The sequence below is a fragment of the Paenibacillus camerounensis genome (genome assembly GCF_000723885.1).
GTDB classification, from domain to species: Bacteria; Bacillota; Bacilli; order Paenibacillales; family Paenibacillaceae; genus Paenibacillus_AQ; species Paenibacillus_AQ camerounensis.
On sequence record NZ_CCDG010000078.1, the window covers coordinates 40,334 to 59,097 of the forward strand.

Annotated in this window: 15 protein-coding genes; 10 read left to right on the forward strand and 5 right to left on the reverse strand. The window is 52.1% G+C overall.

All coding sequences use genetic code 11. From position 1 onward, the window contains the following. Positions 1–98: 98 nt before the first annotated feature. Positions 99–1,544 carry an amino acid permease gene (locus BN3772_RS25510; RefSeq protein ID WP_042203137.1) on the forward strand — a complete coding sequence of 482 codons (1,446 nt, stop codon included), beginning with the start codon at positions 99–101 and terminating at the stop codon, positions 1,542–1,544. Here the strand turns inward: BN3772_RS25510 and BN3772_RS25515 are convergent. After that, positions 1,541–2,176, reverse strand: coding sequence for a LysE family transporter (locus BN3772_RS25515; RefSeq protein WP_086074757.1), 636 nt, complete (start codon positions 2,174–2,176; stop codon positions 1,541–1,543). The two genes, BN3772_RS25510 and BN3772_RS25515, sit on opposite strands and share 4 nt — an antisense overlap. 144 nt (positions 2,177–2,320) lie before the next feature. Between BN3772_RS25515 and BN3772_RS25520 the strand changes: the two genes are divergently transcribed. Both BN3772_RS25520 and BN3772_RS25525 read left to right on the forward strand, forming a co-directional pair. Next, complete coding sequence (locus tag BN3772_RS25520; RefSeq protein ID WP_042203139.1) at positions 2,321–2,683, forward strand: MmcQ/YjbR family DNA-binding protein; 363 nt, start codon at positions 2,321–2,323, stop codon at positions 2,681–2,683. Positions 2,684–2,794: 111 nt separating this feature from the next. Then, the gene (locus BN3772_RS25525) at positions 2,795–3,940 is read left to right on the forward strand and encodes a PQQ-dependent sugar dehydrogenase (protein WP_042203140.1); all 1,146 of its coding nucleotides are present in this window, start codon (positions 2,795–2,797) and stop codon (positions 3,938–3,940) included. A gap of 253 nt (positions 3,941–4,193) precedes the next feature. Here BN3772_RS25525 and BN3772_RS25530 read toward each other — a convergent pair whose 3' ends face one another. Continuing rightward, positions 4,194–5,057 (reverse strand): MurR/RpiR family transcriptional regulator, encoded by an 864-nt coding sequence (locus BN3772_RS25530; RefSeq protein ID WP_042203141.1) that lies wholly within the window; start codon positions 5,055–5,057, stop codon positions 4,194–4,196. Positions 5,058–5,203: 146 nt separating this feature from the next. Here BN3772_RS25530 and BN3772_RS25535 point away from each other — a divergent pair, with 146 nt between their 5' ends. The 4 genes from BN3772_RS25535 (at position 5,204) to BN3772_RS25550 (ending at position 11,220) form a co-directional block, all read left to right on the forward strand. Further along, on the forward strand, positions 5,204–6,223 hold the full coding sequence (locus BN3772_RS25535; RefSeq protein WP_042203142.1) for a Gfo/Idh/MocA family oxidoreductase: 1,020 nt from the start codon (positions 5,204–5,206) through the stop codon (positions 6,221–6,223). 1 nt (position 6,224) lies between these two features. Beyond that, positions 6,225–7,217, forward strand: a complete 993-nt coding sequence (locus tag BN3772_RS25540) for a Gfo/Idh/MocA family protein (protein ID WP_042203143.1) — start codon at positions 6,225–6,227, stop codon at positions 7,215–7,217. A gap of 166 nt (positions 7,218–7,383) precedes the next feature. Beyond that, positions 7,384–10,188 carry a glycoside hydrolase family 2 TIM barrel-domain containing protein gene (locus BN3772_RS25545; RefSeq protein ID WP_244444841.1) on the forward strand — a complete coding sequence of 935 codons (2,805 nt, stop codon included), beginning with the start codon at positions 7,384–7,386 and terminating at the stop codon, positions 10,186–10,188. A 138-nt stretch (positions 10,189–10,326) separates the two neighbouring features. Continuing rightward, positions 10,327–11,220 carry a hypothetical protein gene (locus BN3772_RS25550; protein WP_042203146.1) on the forward strand — a complete coding sequence of 298 codons (894 nt, stop codon included), beginning with the start codon at positions 10,327–10,329 and terminating at the stop codon, positions 11,218–11,220. A 134-nt stretch (positions 11,221–11,354) separates the two neighbouring features. Here BN3772_RS25550 and BN3772_RS25555 read toward each other — a convergent pair whose 3' ends face one another. Beyond that, complete coding sequence (locus BN3772_RS25555; RefSeq protein ID WP_042203147.1) at positions 11,355–12,545, reverse strand: ROK family protein; 1,191 nt, start codon at positions 12,543–12,545, stop codon at positions 11,355–11,357. 228 nt (positions 12,546–12,773) lie between these two features. Between BN3772_RS25555 and BN3772_RS25560 the strand changes: the two genes are divergently transcribed. From BN3772_RS25560 to BN3772_RS25570, 3 genes are all read left to right on the forward strand, one after another. Then, entirely contained in the window at positions 12,774–14,531 is a 1,758-nt protein-coding gene (locus BN3772_RS25560; protein WP_042203148.1) for a methyl-accepting chemotaxis protein, read from the forward strand. A gap of 192 nt (positions 14,532–14,723) precedes the next feature. Then, complete coding sequence (locus BN3772_RS25565; RefSeq protein WP_052380693.1) at positions 14,724–15,374, forward strand: hypothetical protein; 651 nt, start codon at positions 14,724–14,726, stop codon at positions 15,372–15,374. Positions 15,375–15,433: 59 nt separating this feature from the next. Continuing rightward, positions 15,434–17,056: a glycoside hydrolase family 5 protein gene (locus BN3772_RS25570; RefSeq protein WP_042203149.1), complete on the forward strand. Its 1,623-nt coding sequence runs from the start codon at positions 15,434–15,436 to the stop codon at positions 17,054–17,056. Between the two features lie 104 nt (positions 17,057–17,160). Here the strand turns inward: BN3772_RS25570 and BN3772_RS25575 are convergent, their stop codons facing one another. Together BN3772_RS25575 and BN3772_RS25580 are read right to left on the reverse strand one after the other, a co-directional pair. After that, the gene (locus BN3772_RS25575; protein WP_042203150.1) at positions 17,161–17,697 is read right to left on the reverse strand and encodes a flavin reductase family protein; all 537 of its coding nucleotides are present in this window, start codon (positions 17,695–17,697) and stop codon (positions 17,161–17,163) included. Positions 17,698–18,080: 383 nt separating this feature from the next. After that, positions 18,081–18,500 (reverse strand): hemerythrin domain-containing protein, encoded by a 420-nt coding sequence (locus tag BN3772_RS25580; protein ID WP_042203151.1) that lies wholly within the window; start codon positions 18,498–18,500, stop codon positions 18,081–18,083. Positions 18,501–18,764: the final 264 nt, after the last annotated feature.

Consider the following 18,764-nt stretch of genomic DNA (forward strand, 5'->3'; position numbering starts at 1 on the left):
CCTGCAGGATTACAATCGCTTTCATGAATATGCACCTGCACGGGAACTCTAGATAATGAGGAAACGCTCAAATTCTAAAGAGAATGAGGACGGTATTCATGAATAAGGCTTCAGGTAATAGTAATGCACAGGAAAAGAAACTGAAATGGTGGCAGTTAAGCTTATTGGGCGTTGCCGGGACAATCGGCACAGGCTATTTTCTCGGCTCAGGATTGGCTATTTCTATTGGAGGTCCTTCTGTACTGCTTGTGTACCTGCTGGCGGCTGCCGGTACATATGTCGTTTTTGATGCGCTGGCCCAGATGACCGCGCAGCATCCCGAACAGGGCTCCTTCCGCTCCTATGCCAAAAAAGCATTCGGGAGCTGGGCCGGCTTCGGCAGCGGATGGGTATACTGGTTCTCCGAGCTGCTGATTATGGGCAGCCAGCTTACCGCTCTGTCGATTTTCTCGCGGTTCTGGTTCCCGGCAGTGCCGATGTGGACCTTTGCAGCGGGCTATGCCGTGCTCAGCCTAATCATCGTCTTTTTTGGAAACAAGGGGTTTGACCGGGTGGAAAATGTGCTGGCTGTAATTAAGGTGTCAGCGATCCTGATGTTTCTTGTGCTGGCTGCAGCGTTTCTGTCCGGCTGGATTGGCGGCGCCAAGTATACGCCGGACATGCCTAACGGCTATAAGGGCTGGCTTCCTGCTGGAGGCATCGGCCTGTGGTCGGCCTTTATTTTTGCCTTCTATGCTTACGGGGGAATAGAAGTGCTTGGCATTATGGCGAACAGGCTGGAGAACCCCGAAGAAGCACCCAAGGCTGGTAAGGTAATGCTTCTCTCGCTGGCTGCGGTATATGTACTCTCTATTGGCCTTGCCGTCATTATGGTTCCTCTCAGCGCCTTTAATCCGAAAGAAAGCCCGTTTATGCTGGCGCTGAGCAGCGACCGGCTGGCTTTTGTGCCGCATCTGTTCAACGGCGTGCTGATTATTGCCGGCTTCTCGACAATGACCGCTTCATTGTATGCGATTACCTCAATGATGATTACACTGTCGCAGGAAGGGGATGCCCCGCGGATGTTCGCTAAGAAATGGAAGGATAAATATCCGTTTCTTGCGCTTTGCCTGATTGCTGCCGGATTAACCGGAGCCATTATGATGTCGCTGTGGCTGCCTGACCGGGTGTATGAATACATCACAACAGCTGCCGGGCTGATGATCCTCTATAACTGGTCATGGATTCTTCTATCCTCCGGTAGGCTGCTGAAGGGAGGCAAGCTAAGCGGACTGAAGCGCTGGAGCGGACTTGTCCTGATTGCTGCTGCGGTTGCCGGCACCCTTTTTCATAAAGTCAGCCGTCCGGGTTTCTACATCAGTCTGCTGATTGTAGCGTTAATCGCACTTAGTGACTTCATTGTCCAGCGGGTGAAGCGCAAGCATGAGGTTACCTCAGCGCAGAAGGATACAGAATATGTGGATGTTGAAACAGCCGGACATCAAAGTCTCCCGGGCTCTGAATTCAGGATAAAAGGGATCAGGCTGCGTAAAAGCAAAGTCTAGTGGAAGAATAGCAGCCGGGCAGCCTGTACCCCGAAGTACAGGCCGAAACCGATGAGCGACAGGCCGGATAATACGGAAATAGCCCGCAGCACACGAGGAGTCAGGAGTCTGCGGAACATACTGGATGCGGCAGCCATCGAACAATCCCACAGCAGGATACCCAGTACGATACCGCCGCTGTATATCAGCAGCTGCTGCATAGGGAATTCGCTGGCTGCTTTGGCCAGTACTGAACCGTAAATACCCAGCCAGAACAGGATGGAGAGCGGATTGAACAGGGACATCAGGAAGCCGGACAGAAAGGATCTGTACAGTGAAGTATCGCTGCTGTCTCTTAGACGGGCTGTCGATACTTCACCTGAGCTGCGGATGCCGTCGAATCCCGTGTAGACAAGCACAAAGAAGCCGAACAGCCACAGAAACGCTTTGACAAACGGCGCATCCAGCAGATGAATCATGCCGAAATAGACGAGCAGCATATAAATGATGTCTGCACTGACAGCGCCTAGCCCGAGTATCCATGCGTGCAGGAATCCGCCGCGCAGGCCTTTATCCAACTGGGCTGCATTTATCGGTCCGAGGGGTGCGGAAAGGGATAAGCCAAGCAGCATATACGAGACAAATGAATGAATGTTGTCCTCCTCCTTTTCTAGTACTAGCCTATTCGGATAAAGCTTATAATTGACAGAATCTTTTCCTTGATTATGGATTGCTGTTCAGAACGTTAGTTCGTATAATAAGGATTAATATGAAATAGCTGAAGAAGAGGTGTTTGGATGAAAAAGAGTATTATGGCATACTGCCAGGACAAGCAAGGGGCGGTCAAGGAATATCCTTTCGGTCCGGAACCGGAGGTTTATAAGGTAGGCGGTAAAATGTTCGCGTTTATTTATGAAGGCGAGGAGGATACATTCAGGATCAATCTGAAGTGTGATCCGGTTATTGCCGGGAATCTGCGGGAGCAGCTTGAGTCCGTCAAGCCGGGCTACCATATGAACAAAAAGCACTGGAATACCGTTATCGTTGACGGTTCCCTGTCCCTTTCAGAAATTCATGATATGATCGACCATTCGTATAGTCTTGTAGTCAGTAAGCTTCCAAGAAGCCAGCGGGATCTGCTGCAGGAACAGCAGGAATGACGCCTGTCTCGGCTCAAGTGCTGAGTAAGGCTGAACGTATCCGTTTATAAGTACATATACAGAAGACGGACGACAGGAAGTCCGACAACAAGAGAGCCGAGGTGCATTCGATTGAAAAAGAGAACCGCTATATTCCTGCTGGCTGTCTTATTGACAGCAGGCTGCTCGGCTGCGGCAGACGAGCAGCAGCATTCGGCAGAAGACCGGCAGGAGAGCCCGGCTGATGAGTATACCTCTGCACAATCCGCAGCACCTGCCACACCTGAGACAACGGACAATGCGGGAGCAGCGCTTAATGAACCTGAGGTTGTGGCCGCAAATCTTGAAGTGCCGTGGTCCATTGCCAAAGCCGGCGATATCTTGTATCTGACAGAGCGTCCCGGAAATATTGTCAAAATAGACAACGGGAATGTTGAACGGCAGGAGGTACAGCTGGCTAAAGAAATCGCGACTGCCTCAGAGGCGGGGCTGCTGGGGCTGGTGCTTGATCCTGATTTTGCAGGCTCGGGACTGGCCTATGCCTATTACACCTATACTGACAGCTCAGGTCAGTTCAACCGGATTGTGACGCTCAGACAGGATAATGGAATCTGGAAGGAGGAAGCATTGCTGCTCGATAAGCTTCCAAGCGGCTCTGTTCACCACGGGGGGAGGCTTGCCCTTGGTCCGGACGGCAAGCTGTATGCTACGGCAGGAGATGCCGGTGACAGGGATATTGCCCAGGACACCGGTTCATTGGGCGGCAAAATCCTGCGGCTGAATACCGACGGTTCAGTGCCGGAGGATAATCCGTTTGCGGGCTCCTATGTCTACAGCTATGGGCACAGGAATGCCCAGGGGCTTGTCTGGGCCGGAGACGGCGTGCTGTATGCAAGTGAGCATGGCCAAAGCAGCCATGACGAGGTGAATGAGATAGAAGCCGGGCTTAATTATGGCTGGCCGGTGATAGAGGGCAGTGAAGCGCAAGAGGGAATGGTCTCTCCGTTGTTCACATCCGGCAGTGACCATACATGGGCTCCATCCGGGATGGCTTATGCAGAGGGCGTTTTATATACAGCAGCGTTGAGAGGGACTGCCGTTCTTGCATTCGACCTCGAAACAGGAGAGGAACGTGAGGCCATAACCGGATACGGCCGGATCCGCGACGTGATGATCGACGGTGATATGCTCTATTTCATTAGCAACAATACCGACGGGCGGGGCAGTCCCGCGGATGAGGATGATAAGCTGTACCGCGTGCCGCTGCCGGCATTGTGAGCGGCTGACTGAGCTGATCAGGGCATGTGCGCTATTCATGTCCGCTAAGGGGAATGAAAAAAATCTGGAGAGCACAGCGATTGGAACAACGGTCTGTTCACGGAGCGTCCAGTCAAAAAGCCTAATATATCCTGCGTAAAAATAGGGCTGTCCCCAGCAGCCATTTCATGGCTTTTGGGATAGCCCCTTCTTTTTTTTTTGAATATAAAAGGCTAAGTATCACAATTTGCACTCCGTTAGCGCATACCGCAACCTATTCCTCCATCATTCCGGTTATATAGCTGTCCTTCAGCGACCTGTCCGCAGATTCCTTGTTCTGATCATAGGAGCGCTTGTAGATGCAGGAGTAGATCACATTTAATACATATTCGAAGGCCATTTGCGAGGAAAAGGTGCCGATCTTCGCATGCTTTACTTCATCTCCGGGAACATATATACAGGCTGTGCTGAGCTTCGCCAGCTCACTTTGATCAGAGGCTGTAATGGTGATAATGGGAACATTCTGCCCGGCGAGATGCCTGGCTGCTTTTAAATAAATTGGCGAATTCCCGTGATAGGTCAGAAAAACCGCACAATCCTCCTCCGTCAGATTAACGGTATGGTAGGCCCATTCGTACAGCTCGGTGGCAATCACAACGTATTTGTTGATTTTGATCAGCTTATTCTGCAGGCTTCTGGCCCGGATCTGTGAATCCCCCAGCGCATAAATGAAAATCCGCTTCGCCTGATCCAGCATTTCTGCTGTCTGCGCCAGCACGGCATCATCCATATACGCGAAGGTTTTGCTGATGGTCTCCTTCATTAATTCGGCGATTTCCCCGGCTACCTGGAGCGGTGATTCCTCATGGCCAAAGGGATAGTTGGGATCGACCGTGGACGGAAGCTGATTCTCCTGCTGGAATTCACGGGCAAGCTTCAGGCTGAAGGCCTTGAACCCGGACAAGCCGAGCTTGTGTGTCAGGCGGGTGATTGCCGAGTGGGAGGTATAGGTAGCTTTTGCAAGCTCCTGAATGCTAAGCTGCAGCATATTTTCCTTGTGCAAAAGGATGTAGGCTGCGATGCTCTGTTCGTTAGGTGTAAAATCCGGCATGTCCGATAATTGCTTCAGCAGCTTCAACAAAGATCACCTCATTAAACATTTTGTTCAATCCTGGACGGGGCTGGATGCACCGTTTTGGTCGTTTGTACCGTTTTGACCGGGGAAGCTTCACACCTGTACAAGTTCCTTTATAATAAACGAAAAAGAACCCAGGGGGAATCAACATGCTAACCATCGGCTACATCGGCAACGGAAAAAGCACCAACCGCTATCATCTGCCTTTTGCCCTGAACCGGGATCATCTGAAAGTAAAAACCATATATGCCCGCAATCCGCACAAAGCCGGGTGGGATAAGATTCCCGGTGTACTGTATACAGATGAGCTGGCTGCAGTGATGAACGATCCGGACATTCAATTGGTGGTTGTCTGTACACATCTTGATACGCATTACGAATATGCCAAAATGGCGCTGGATCACGGCAAGCATGTGCTGGTCGAGAAGCCGTTTATGATGAGCGCAGAGGATGCGAGGTCTATTTTTGAGTATGCCCGTGAGAAGAATCTGATTATCCAGTGTTACCAGAACCGGCGGTATGATTCCGATTTTCTGACGACGAAGCAGGTTATGGAATCGGGCAAGCTTGGTGAGCTTCTGGAGGTAGAGATGAATTACGACTACTACCGCCCGCAGACGCCGGAGTCGGTTACCAGTTTCTCCAAATACAGCAGCTTCTTATACGGGCATGGCGTTCACACGGTAGATCAGGTCGTTTCAACCTTTGGAACGCCGGACCGGGTGCAGTATGATGTACGGCAGCTGCTCGGTAACGGCAGAATGAATGATTATTTCGATCTGGATTTCTACTACTCTTCGCTTAAGGTTTCGGTCAAATCGAGCTTTTTCCGCCTCAAGCCGCGCCCGAGCTTTGTTGTGTACGGTAAGAAGGGGGTGTTCGTCAAGCAGACGATTGACCGCCAGGAGGAGCATCTGAAGCTGTTTTATCTGCCAAAAGGGCATGCCGATTTCGGGTTAGATACGCCTGAGCATTATGGTACGCTGACCTATCTGGATGATGAAGGCCATTATCATGAAGAGAAAGTAGTGTCGGCTAAAGGGGATTACGCCCGGCTCTATGACGATATTTATGAGACGATTGTAGGCGGTGCCGACAAATCAATCTCTGACGATGAGACCATAGCCGTCATGGAGCTGCTTGAGCAAGGAATTGAGGGGTGCAGCTGAGATGAAGCTTGGAATTGCAGGAGCGGGAAATATCGTACTGGATCTGCTCAGTTTCGTGCAGGATATACCCGGGATCAGGCTGGAGGCCATTTGCTCAAAGCCGGAGCATGAGGACAAATTATTAGCGCTGCAAAAGAAACACGGGATCTCACGCATCTATCACAGCTATAACGGTATGCTGGCGGATGACGACGTGGACACTGTCTACATTGGTCTGCCGAACCACCTCCATTACACTTATGCCAAAGAAGCGCTGCTAAGCGGCAAGCATGTCATCTGTGAAAAGCCGTTCACCTCCAACCTGGAAGAATTTCTGGAGCTGGAGCAGCTTGCTAAGCGAAGCGGGCTGATTCTGCTTGAAGCGATCTCCAACCAATATCTGGGCAGTTACCTGCTAATGAAGGAATATCTGCCCAAGCTGGGTCAGGTCAAAATAGTAGAATGCAATTACTCGCAGTATTCCTCGAGATACGATGCCTTCCGGGCTGGAGAGGTGCTGCCGGCTTTTGACCCCGGGATGTCCGGCGGAGCGCTGATGGATATCAACATTTACAATATACATTTCGTGATCGGCTGCTTCGGCAGTCCGCAAAAGGTGCAATACTCCGCTAACATGGACCGCGGAATAGATACTTCAGGAGTCCTGCTGCTGGATTACGGCGGGTTCAAATGTGTCTGTATCGGAGCCAAGGACAGCACTGCGCGTAATGCTGTAAACATTCAGGGAACAGACGGGTATATTCACCTTTCGGGCTCGGCGAACAGTGTGGACGGTTTTGAATATACTGCGAACAGGCAGCAGCCGGTCAAGGTAAACCGGAAAAACCATGAGCACCGGATGTACGATGAATTTATGGCATTTGAAGCGATGATCCAGGGTAATGACAGGGAATCAGCGAACCGGATGCTGGAGCACAGCCGCAGGGTTATGCAGGTTGTGGAGCAGGCGAAGCAATCGGCAGGCCTGGTGTTCGGGTCAGATCAGAATCAATAGAGATATAAGCCGTGCGGGCAACCGTACGGCTTTTTGGCTACAACGCTAAGATTGTATCGTTGTTAGTATTGTTATTGCAGTTATTATATAAATTGATAACGATCCTGTGACGGGCTATAATGATACCCAGGACTATATATGATTAGGAGTGGGATTCTTGCATACTATGATCAATCTTAAAGGCAAGTGGAAGCTGCAGCTGGATGCAGACAAACAAGGGCTGGTATTGCCGTTCTCCGATACCATTGATTTACCGGGAACGACCTCATTTGCACTTAAAGGGCCGAAGAATGAGAAGACTCTGATCAGTGCGCTTACGGATGAATATCTGTTTGAGGGGCAAGCCTGGTTCTCCAGAGAAATTGAAATACCTGAGGAGCTGGCAGGCAAAAGCTGCAGGCTGTATTTGGAGCGGACCCGGATGACAACGCTCTATCTGGACGGTGCGGAAATCGGCAGCCGGGACAGTCTGAATACCGCCCACATCTATGATTTGGGCAAGCTGGCGGCGGGCAATCATACCGTGACTGTCTGCGTCAGCAACACAGGATATCCCACCAAAGGCGGGCATTTAACCTCAGAGGATACCCAGACCAACTGGAATGGCATTACCGGGCGGCTGGAGCTGCAATTTTTCGGGGAAGCTTACTTAAGTGATATCCGGCTTACTGCTGATGTAGCTAACCGTTCAGTCCGGATTACAGCCATCCTTAATGGAAGCGCTGAGACTGAGCTGAACATTACGGCTGTAAGCTTTAACGGGGCTGAGGGAGCCGGTCATTCGGCTGAAGAACAAATCTACACCGTTGAACCGGGACCATTCAGCATTAATTATAGCCTGGGAGCAGATGCGCTGCTCTGGAGTGAATTTGCGCCTAATCTCTACAGGGTGAAGCTTACATTGAACAGCGGCGGGGATAGTACTCCGGCAGACCATAACGAACTGATCTTCGGCTTACGGGAGTTCAAGGCGGACGGCGATAAGTTTGCAATTAACGGACAGAAGACCTTTCTGCGCGGCAAGCATGACGGCCTGATCTTTCCGCTGACCGGCTATGCGCCGACGGATGTGGAGGCATGGGTGAGAATTCTCGGGATTTCCAAATCTTATGGAATCAATCATTACCGGTTCCACACCTGCTGTCCGCCGGAAGCAGCCTTTACCGCAGCAGACCTGCTCGGAATCTACATGGAGCCTGAGCTGCCGTTCTGGGGCACCATTACGGAGCCGTCTGACGATAATCACAATCAGGCTGAGCAGGATTATCTGGTTAGTGAGGGCTATGCCATTCTGCAGGCATTCGGTAACCATCCGTCCTTTGTAATGATGTCTCTCGGTAACGAGCTGTGGGGCAGCAGAGCCAAGATCGACTCCATTCTGAAGGAATATAAAGCCTTTGACAGCAGACCGCTTTACACGCAGGGCTCGAATAATCACCAGTGGGTGCCGGAAATTCTGGAGCATGAGGACTTTTTCTGCGGAGTCCGGTTCTCCAGAAGCCGCTTGTTCAGAGGCTCGTATGCGATGTGTGATGCGCCGCTGGGTCATGTTCAGACCGCTGTTCCAAGTACAATGAAGGATTACGACGACCAGTTCGTCCCGCCGGCGCAGGTGAAGGATGCCGACGAAGGCGCGGGAGCCGGTGGTGAGATCCAGATCCAATACGGCACAGAAGCCAAAACCGTTCAGGCGGACGACGCCTCAGGTGAATGGATTCCGCATATTCCGGTTATCTCGCATGAGATCGGCCAATATGCGACCTTCCCGGATTTTGAGGAAATCGCTAAATACAGCGGGCCGCTGAAGGCTAAGAACTTCGAAATCTTCCGGGAACGGCTTGAGAAGAACGGCCTTGGCCATCTTGCGGCCCAATACTTTGCAGCTTCAGGAAAGCTCGCGGCAGCCTGCTACAAGGAAGAGCTGGAGGCAGCCTTCCGGACCAGACGGCTTGCCGGATTCCAGCTGCTGGATCTGCAGGATTTCAGCGGACAGGGGACCGCACTGGTCGGTATACTGGATGCATTTATGGACTCCAAAGGGATGATCACGGCGGAGGAATGGCGGACCTTCTGCAATGATGCAGTCCTGCTGGCCAGATTCCCGAAATTCAACTATGTGAGCGGAGAGCTGTTCCATGCGGATGTTGAACTCAGCTGGTTCCGCGGCGCTGCGCCGGACAGACTGGAGCTCAGCTGGGAGCTTGGCGGAGACAATGGAATTTTGGGAAGCGGCACTGCTGTAGCGGATAGTGCAGCTGAAGCCAATTATTATCAGATTGGTGTGGTTGATTTATTGCTGCCCGCTGTTGATGCAATGACAGCCGTTAGGCTGAACCTGCAGATTGCCGGTACGGACATCCATAAGAGCTATGACCTGTGGATCTATCCGGAACTGACCAGTACCGGACTAGACGGAGTGCATGTATTCAAGGAACTGGGAGCTGAAGCACAGGCGCTGCTTGAACAGGGCGGAAATGTGCTGCTGATGCCTAACCCGGATTCACTGAACAATGCCGTTCAAGGCTTCTATAGTACCGATTTCTGGTGCTATCCGATGTTCCGCTCCATCTCTGAGAGTATGAACCGGCCGGTGCCGGTCGGCACGATGGGGCTGCTGATAGATAACAGCCATCCCGTGCTCCGCAGCTTCCCGAGTGAAGAACACTCCACTTATCCATGGTGGAGTATTATCGAGCATTCCAAGTCGCTGATACTGGACGGCACGGATCAGAGCTGGAGTCCGGTTGTCCGGACGATCGACAATTTCGAACGCAATCACAGGCTGGGCTTCCTGCTGGAATGTCGTGTAGGTACCGGAAAGCTGCTAATCTGCCCGCTTGATGCCGATAAGGCAGCGGAAACTCCAGAAGGCAGACAGTTCCTGGCCAGCCTGACCGGTTATATGGGTTCTGAGGAGTTTAATCCTGAATATGTGTCAACGATAGAGGAGCTGCAGCGGATGATTCAATAAACGGATAGAACCGGCTGAGGGTGCGGGAATTATTCCTGATCCTTGCCGCATAGTCCGGCCTGGTGCCATTTACCAGTTCTATGCCTGCAAAATAGTGTTAAGGTAAAGGACAGCAATGGATACGAGGTGATAGGTTATATGATTAAGAAACACTGCTTGTTCTGTGATGCGATTGTTCCCATTGAACGTGAAGGGGAATACGACCGCTATCTGGACTGCTCCTGCTCGCCGGGCGGGTACTATGATCTGCATAAGGACAGCTATGATGAGATCAACGCACTGCCGCATTCCGTCAAGCGGGATTTGCTGCACATCATATCGGCTTACATTAGAGAGAAGACGGATCGCGGCGAGGCAGTATATTTGTCGGCCGGAGATCTGGAGCCAATTGCAGGCAGCCCCCTAACTCCAGTGACTATTGAGGATAAGGGGACCCGGCTGCTGCAGTTTCTTTACAGGCATTCGGATGCTCCCGGTGATCCGGTTATGATTCATCCGCTGTCGTCCAGCTATAACCTGACCTATTCCCCTAATCTGCAGGAATTGGTCTATATCATAGACAAGCTTGGTACTGAACAGCAGCTCGTCCGCGAAGGGATGAATTTTCAGCTTACACAGCAGGGCTGGAATGAAGCCGCTGCAAGCGCAGGCGGCAAGAAGCTGAAGCCCTGCTGTGTGCTGCTGGGCGGAGATGAAGAGCATTACAGCCTGTGGCAGGCTAATCTGCTGCCCGTAATCGGCCAATATGGATATCTGCCGGATATTCTCAGGCATCCGGCCCCGGCGGAGAACGGACAGTATACGCTGGGACAGCTTGCAGAGAGCCGGCTGGTTGTTGCGGATCTGACCGGACAGCCTGCCGGTGTCTACTTCGCCGCCGGCTACGGGCTGGGGCTGGGTATTCCGGTAATCTGGACTGTACACAGCAGCAGTTCGGCACAGCTTGATGTCCTGCTGCAGGACATCCGTCCGCTGGTATGGGATACAGTGGAGGAGCTAATCGTGCTCATCCGGCAGAAGCTTACTAAGTAACAACGGGCCCGGTAGGATAGCCGGGCTTAAACGTAGAACAGCCAGTGCCGAATCTGAGAAGATTCGTTACTGGCTGTTCCTCTATATCTTGAGTAGAACAAGTGAATAATTGAAGCAGGCGGAGGGGGCGGTTATTAATTCAACTGCCATTCATGAAGCAGCATGATTGCAGCACCGGTCGCCACGGCTTCATCCCTAAGAGCGCCTTGCGTGAATACGGGACTGTATTCAGGATAACGGTACGTATTCTTTTTGGCTACTTCTACGGCTGTGGTGAATACCAGCGGATCAGCATTGACCAGCGGACCGCCGAGAATGACATATTCCGGATGGAAGGTATTAATCAGGTTGGCCAGTCCGATGCCCAGATAATGCGCGGTTTCGGTAAACTGCTCCTTAACAAGGATATCCCCCTGTGCAAGCGCCTCAGCCAGTGCAGGGAACGTAAGCCGCTCAGGAGCAAGGCCGGAGAGCAGGCTGCTGCGGCCTCCGGCAAGCTGGCTGCGGATGCGCTCCTCAAGTGAGGGGATGGACACATAGGCTTCAAGCGCACCGTAGTTTCCCTTATCCCGCAGCCGCGGGCCTTCCGTACGGATAATCATTTGTCCGACGGCCCCCTCGGTGTCAACAGCACCGCGGATAATTTGGCCGCCGGACATCAGGCCGGAACGGATATTAACCCCGGCATGGACATAGAGCGCATGCTCCACCTTCTCTTCGCGGAAGGCCCAGTGCTCGCCAATCAGAGCCGTATTCGCTCCATTGTCGAGTCTTGCCGGAACACCCAGCCGTGCAGTAAGCAGCTCACATACCGGAACATTCTTCCAGGAGGGGGAAGGAAACAGCTCGGGTTCCAGAATGACTCCGTTTCTTTGGTCAAGCGGGCCGACGGCACCAATACCGATCCCTAATAGCTGATCTGCTGTAATGCCTTCTCTGTCCATAAACGTCTCAGCCGCCTCTCCTACAAGCTCTACCAGCCGCCCGGGCGTCATACGGGTATCCATCTCCCAGCGTGTCAGCGACAATGTCTTCAGATGCAGATCGTATAGCCCAAGCTTGGAGTAGAGCCGTGATATTTCAAGTCCCAGCAGGTAGCGGTGCTTGGGGTTGGTCTGGAACAGAATCGGCTTTCTTCCGCCGGTGGAGCTGCCGAATCCCGAGACGATGATCAGTCCCTGGGAGATCATATCTTCAAGCAGCCGGGTCAGGCTGCTGCTGGCTACTGCGAAATGCTGGAGCAGATCGGCCTTCGAAACGGTACCATGCTCGAATATCCGCTCATATACCTGTTTTTTGATTGAAGGCGCAGTGTGCGTAATCATATGTATTCAATCTCCATTTCCAAGTCAAATAGTCGGGTTATTTCAAGTATAGCCGGGCACACCCTTTTTTTCTAGTCAATCCGCTGAAAGCTGTAAAATTTGCTTATTAAAAAAAGGATTTTCAGAAAAGCTGTCGAAATTTTCCGGGTAGAGGGACATTTGTCATTGCAAACTCTGCCATTCCCTACTACATAATACGCATTTGCGCTGCGCGAAAGGAACGTCTCCATGTTTGCTTTTATCCGTACAAGTCTGATTGCCCGGATTCTCTGTGTCACAGCAGCCGTTATTCTGTGTATTACAGCCGGGAACATCGCCATTCAACGGGCGAACACCGGGTCTGCCGTACAAGGGACCATCAGCAGCTACAACATGAGCATTGCCGGCAGTTATGCTGCACAGCTCGATGCCGAAAGATACAGCAGCTTTCTGGCAGATCCGCAGGAGACGGACCTCTATTGGTCGCTGCGGAACGAGCTGGACCAATTCCGTCAATCCATCGGAGCCCGCTATGTATACTTTGTCAGGCTTGATGAAGCCGGCCAGCCGCTGCTTATGATTGACGGCAGACCGCAGGGAGACCCGCTGGCCTCGCCGATTAATGAGCAGACCGATATGCCGGCAGCTGCGGTAGAGGCGGTACAGGCCGGAGCCAATGCCAGCTCCGGGCTGATCACAAATCCGGAATACGGAGATTATATCTCCGCCTATGTACCCATCAACAACGCTCAGGGTGAGCTGATCGGTGCTCTGGGTATCGATACTGATGTCTCAGTCCTCAGTACTCTGACCCGGGATGTCCTGCTGCAGAGCCTGCCGCTGTACGGTATCATCTTGGCTGTTTCGCTGGCTGCACTAGTTGTACTTGCCTGGTTCGTGACCCGGTCGCTGAGACCGCTGCATACGATAACTGCAGGCGCAGAAGCAATGGCTGACGGGGATCTGGCAGAAGCCTCCCTGATCCTGCACGGCCGGCCGGTTACATCCAGGGATGAAATTGGTACTGCTTATAAGGCAATGCTCAAGATGTCGGAGGAACTGAATACGAGGATAAGCGGTATGGTCTCCAACGTGTCAACAGCCTCGGATTACCTGTACGGGACATCGGAGACCTTCAGCCGAAATGCTGATGATGTGCTGCGGATGAGTGAGACGGTCAACGGTAAGATCAGCGATATATTTGCCGGAGCCAATACGCAGACAGAAGGTGCGGAGAGCAGCGCACTGGCGATGGATGAGATGGCACAAGGCATTGAACGGATATCGTCTGCGGCAGCTTTTGTATCCGGTACTGCTGTAGAAGCGCTGGATAAGTTCAATACTTCTCAGGCGGCGGTGTCAGAGATGAACCGGCAGATGAAGTCCATCGCAGAATCTACAGACGAGACACTGAATATGGCCGGCCTGCTCCAGAGCTATGCAGCAGAGATTGAAGGGGCGCTTGCTGCCATCAGGCAGTTCGCTGACCAGACTAAGCTGCTGGCGCTTAATGCATCCATTGAGGCGGCCAGGGCCGGGGAGCATGGGCGCGGCTTCACGGTCGTTGCCGGTGAAGTGCGTAAGCTGGCGGAGGGCTCCTCAACTGCAGTGGAGCGTGTTGCGGATCTGCTGACCCAGATAGGCAACGCCTCTTCGGGTATCGGTACCCGGATGGCTGAAGCCTCCAGGGAAGTAACGGAAGGTGTACATATGTCAGCCGGGGCGGAGGCTGCGCTGCTTAAGGCCTCCGGTGCATTCCGTGAAGTGGCAGAGCAGATCATTGATGTCTCAGCTACAGCCCAGCAGCTTTCTGCGGGCTCAGAGGAGGTTGCCGCCGCAGTTGGAAGCATGGCTATGATTGCCGGAGGTGTATCAGAGCAGACCCGTCAGATCCGTGAGCTGACAGATCAGCAGCTTGAGAAGATTAGAGAGGTATATGAAGCTTCAATGGTAATCAGTACGAACACCAGCGATATGCGGGAAGCAATCCGCCAGGTCCGGGTGTAAGTACCCGAATCTGTCTATTGCTCTACGGCTGCAGCCTCCCGAACAGGAAGGTGCAGCCGTTTTTATATGCCTGCCCGGCGCATTTGTGCGCGTTCTGTCAAGTATTCACCTGAAGCTGAACATGTTATAGTAAACTTTGGGAAACGGTAGATCTGTCACTTCCCATAACAATAACAGGAGTGGATTCCATTTATGATCTCTCGCAAAATTTACCGGGGAATATGGAAAGAGGGACAGGCGGCGGACGGCCTTGCAGCCCTGCAGGAGGATGCTGCAGCCAAACAGCTGGTTGAGGAAGGCAAGCTGATGACAGTAGCTGCATTTTCCTGGCAGAACAACGTTTTTCTCTATTATGAATGCACCGGAACAGAGATAGAGCCTGCCTTAGTGGCTGGTACGGCCGGACCCTATCTGATTGACTGGGAAGGGGAAGCGTCTCCCCGGAAGTGGATTGAAATGATTGATGTCTTTCATTTCAATGAACCGGCCGGCTATGAGCATTGGCTGCGTAAGGCGGCAGTAGAGCGTCGCGGGGGCAGAGTTGCCCATCTGAAGCGTGAAAAGGCAGCCAGCTATATTTATTATCATTATCAGCTGCAGGAGGAGCGGGCATTCCACGGCAATAAATACGATATCATCGCTATGCATGAGAATCTGCTGTTCGGCTATCAGGAATTTCCGTCGGAAGTGGAAGAGCCTGTAGTCCCGGGTAGGCTGAATACCACAGGAACGCCGGTACCGTGGGAAGACTCCCGGATGGATCTGCATTTCCAGCCATGGGAAGACGGCTATTTGTATTTCAAACCGGTTGAGACCCTATTCGCCTACTACATAGAAGGCTAAGCCTCGAATAGAAGTGTTGTAACCGCTTCATATAATGCTGCAGGAGGTCGATCGGACAGATGAATGAGAAGATGAGCAGCTCCAGAGTCACCGGATTTCTTAGGGCAGAGGGCAGAACGGTTGTGAACGGCAAGGGCGAAGAGGTGCTTCTCACCGGCTGGGGGCTTGGCAATTGGCTGCTTCCGGAAGGGTATATGTGGACTACTGACGGCAACGGCAGATTTGACCGTCCGGCGCGGATTGAAGCTGTAATTCGTGAACTGGCGGGAACGAAATACGCAGAGCAGTTCTGGACTGTATTCCGTAACCGTTACATCACCAGAGATGACATCAGGCTGATGGCAGAGCAGGGTTATAATTCTGTGCGTATTCCGTTCAACTGGCGTGTTCTAATGGAGGATGAGCCGGGAATCACCTGGAAAGAGGAGGGGTTTCGGCTTCTTGACCGTTGTCTGGACTGGTGTGAGGAATATAAGCTGTATGCCTTTCTGGATCTGCACGGGGCTCCGGGCGGACAGACCGGAGCGAATATCGACGACTCGGTTGATGATGTGCCGAGACTCTTCACGGATACAGACAGCTGGAACAAGGGGATCGCGCTGTGGAGACAGCTAGCTGAACGGTACAAGGACCGCTGGATTGTCGGCGGCTACGACCTGCTGAATGAACCAATCAAGACACCGTCTGGCGGACAGGATTTTGACTATCTGGTTCCTAAGCTGGTCCAGTTTTATGAGGAGGCGGTTGCAGCCATCCGGGTTGTGGATGATAAGCACATGCTGTCTATCGAAGGGCATCACTGGGCGACAGACACAAGTATTTTCCACAAAAAATATGATGACAATATGATCATTCATTTTCACCGGTATGCCTGCTACCCGGATCTCAGCTCATTCACGGAATTCCTGGAAGTGTCTGAGCGGTTGAATGCGCCGCTGTGGCTGGGTGAGAGCGGTGAGAATCTGAACGAGTGGTATACCGCCATTTATCCGCTGGCTGCTGAACTGAATATCGGGTACAACCTGTGGCCGTGGAAAAAGATGGACAATACCAGCTCACCATACTCTGTTGAATTGCCGGAAGGCTGGGACCGGATTATGGACTACACCAGAGGCGGTGTTCATCCGGGTTATGAGCGGGCTGCTGCAATTCTGGATCAGTATCTTGAGCATATCCGGGTTGAAAATTGCCGGTACAATGCCGATGTAACCTATGCTGTGTTCAGAACGCCGGGCTGTACTGTCCGGGCAACCGATTTTGACCAGCTGCCGGGTAAAGGGGAGGCGTTCAGCGGGCTGCGGATTGATGGAACCCCCTTTAAATACCGGACTGGGACCGGGATGCAGATTGTCGAGGAAATAGGGCGGGAGGATTTAACTAAACGTTTCTTCTTCGACATTTTGTGGGACAGGTTCGCTCTTGAGCTTGAAGGCGGAGAATTCGCCGTTTACACAATTAATGACACCCGGGAAGAGAGCAGCGTCTCCTTCACCTATAGCTGTGATGAGCCTGCGGCTGTAGCGCTTTTTCAGGATAAACGGGAAATAGCTTCATTGACACTTCAGCCCGGTGAGTATAAGCAGACCCTAGCGGCGGTAGGGTTAGCGGCTGCGGGAAGCTCGAAGGTCATGATTCAGGTCATATCAGGAACGGTGCGACTCGGCCGGATTATTTTTGCCTGAAAAAATAAGCAGCGCTTCTCCGTCATCCGGGGAAGCGCTGCTGTGCGCAGGGACGTTACATTGCGGTGTGATGCCGCCGCTGTATGTACAGGCTGACAGGCAGCCTATTGCATAAAGCGGAAGCTTTTTTGACGGCCGTCTCCGAAATAGAGGATGTTATCAAGCTCTGACGCCTGAAGTCCGCCTTCCTCATTCAGTACATCTCCGGCAACATACCGGCCCTGAATTTTGGCGAGAATGTTAGTAATTCCCTTGAACTGGTCATGCTCATTAACATCGATCAAAGTGCATTCAATCGCAACCGGGCATTCCCGGATAACAGGTGCATTGACGGTATTAGCCTGCTCATGCGTCAGATCAACATGGTCAAATTTGCTGAGCTCCTGTCCGGAATGCGCACCAACGTAGGTGACGGCGTCCATTAGTGAACGGCCTGGGATATTAATGACGAAATCACGAACCGCTTTGATCTGGTTGACGGCAAACCCTTTGCTGCTGAAGCCCAGCATCATCATGTCCTTAAGTGAATAAGAAGAGGAGATCGGCGTCACATTCGGCTTACCGTCCGCATCATAAAAGCTTACCAGGATAACCGGGAACCCGTAGTACATTTTCTCATAATCAACAGCTACCTTTTCCATTTGTGCAATCCTCCTGAATATGTATACCGCTATAGAGCGGCTTCTATACAAAGGATAGCGCAAGCCGGAAAGAAGCAAGAGTGACCAGACGCACAGGTCTAATTAGGTTGAACTTAAACATCTCAATAGAGGAAGAAGTGGCGGAGGAGAATTTTGGAACTGGAGGAGCGATAGTGACCGCCTGAAAGCTTTTCGAAGAAAAGCTAGCTACGGAAGCATATGCTGTCTGCGGATTTCAACCGCGAAGAGCGGTCTAATCAAGAAATCTGCAGACAACAGCGGCCGGAAGTCCAAACATTCTCTGGAGTCTCGGCAAAGCCCGAAATAGAGAAAACACAAGTTCAACTATATTAGCTGTTCTCCGATTGCAAAGCCGGACCAGGCTACTTCTCCCCGAACAGCAGACGCTCCTCATCCCGGCTATGAACAGCATTAACAACCAGCAGGGCGTGGAACTGTTGAATCACTTCCGGTGTGAGTCCTTCCTGCGCAAGCCGGGCTTTGGTATCCCTGACAATAATCCGCATTAATTCATGATCACGGGCAAGCCGGATAACTGCGTCCTTAAGGCTCGGCTGCTTCTGTTCCATTTCCTGATAGAAGCCGTCCTCCTCCGCATCGGCGTGGCTGAGAATCCGAGTCTCCCAGTATTCCAGCAGATGCTCGGCTGCCTGACGGGCAACTTCGAATTCTTTTGCCTCAAGCAGCTCCTCTACTTCCTCAGTTTTGCTTATTGCACCGGCCAGACCGCCCTCATGAATGGCATGATGGGCATGCTGCTGGCGTAATGAAGGTCCTCCCATGTCGTTCATCCTCTCCTTAATTTTGAATCAGTATAGCATATTCGCGGGTAGTGAAATCCCCGGTAAGGTATTCCCCGTTCAACATAGAGGGAACTCCCTAGTACGGGCTTCCGGCAGCGAACTAAGAGGGCTATAGCAGCGCTTTTCCCGGTTATGGGGAAGGCTTATTTGACGTTTCAGCAGATCAAGGGAATTCCCGAGGCGCAATAGGTGTTTCCCTAATGGGAACTGCCGGCCTGCAGATCCATAATGGTATTAATTGAA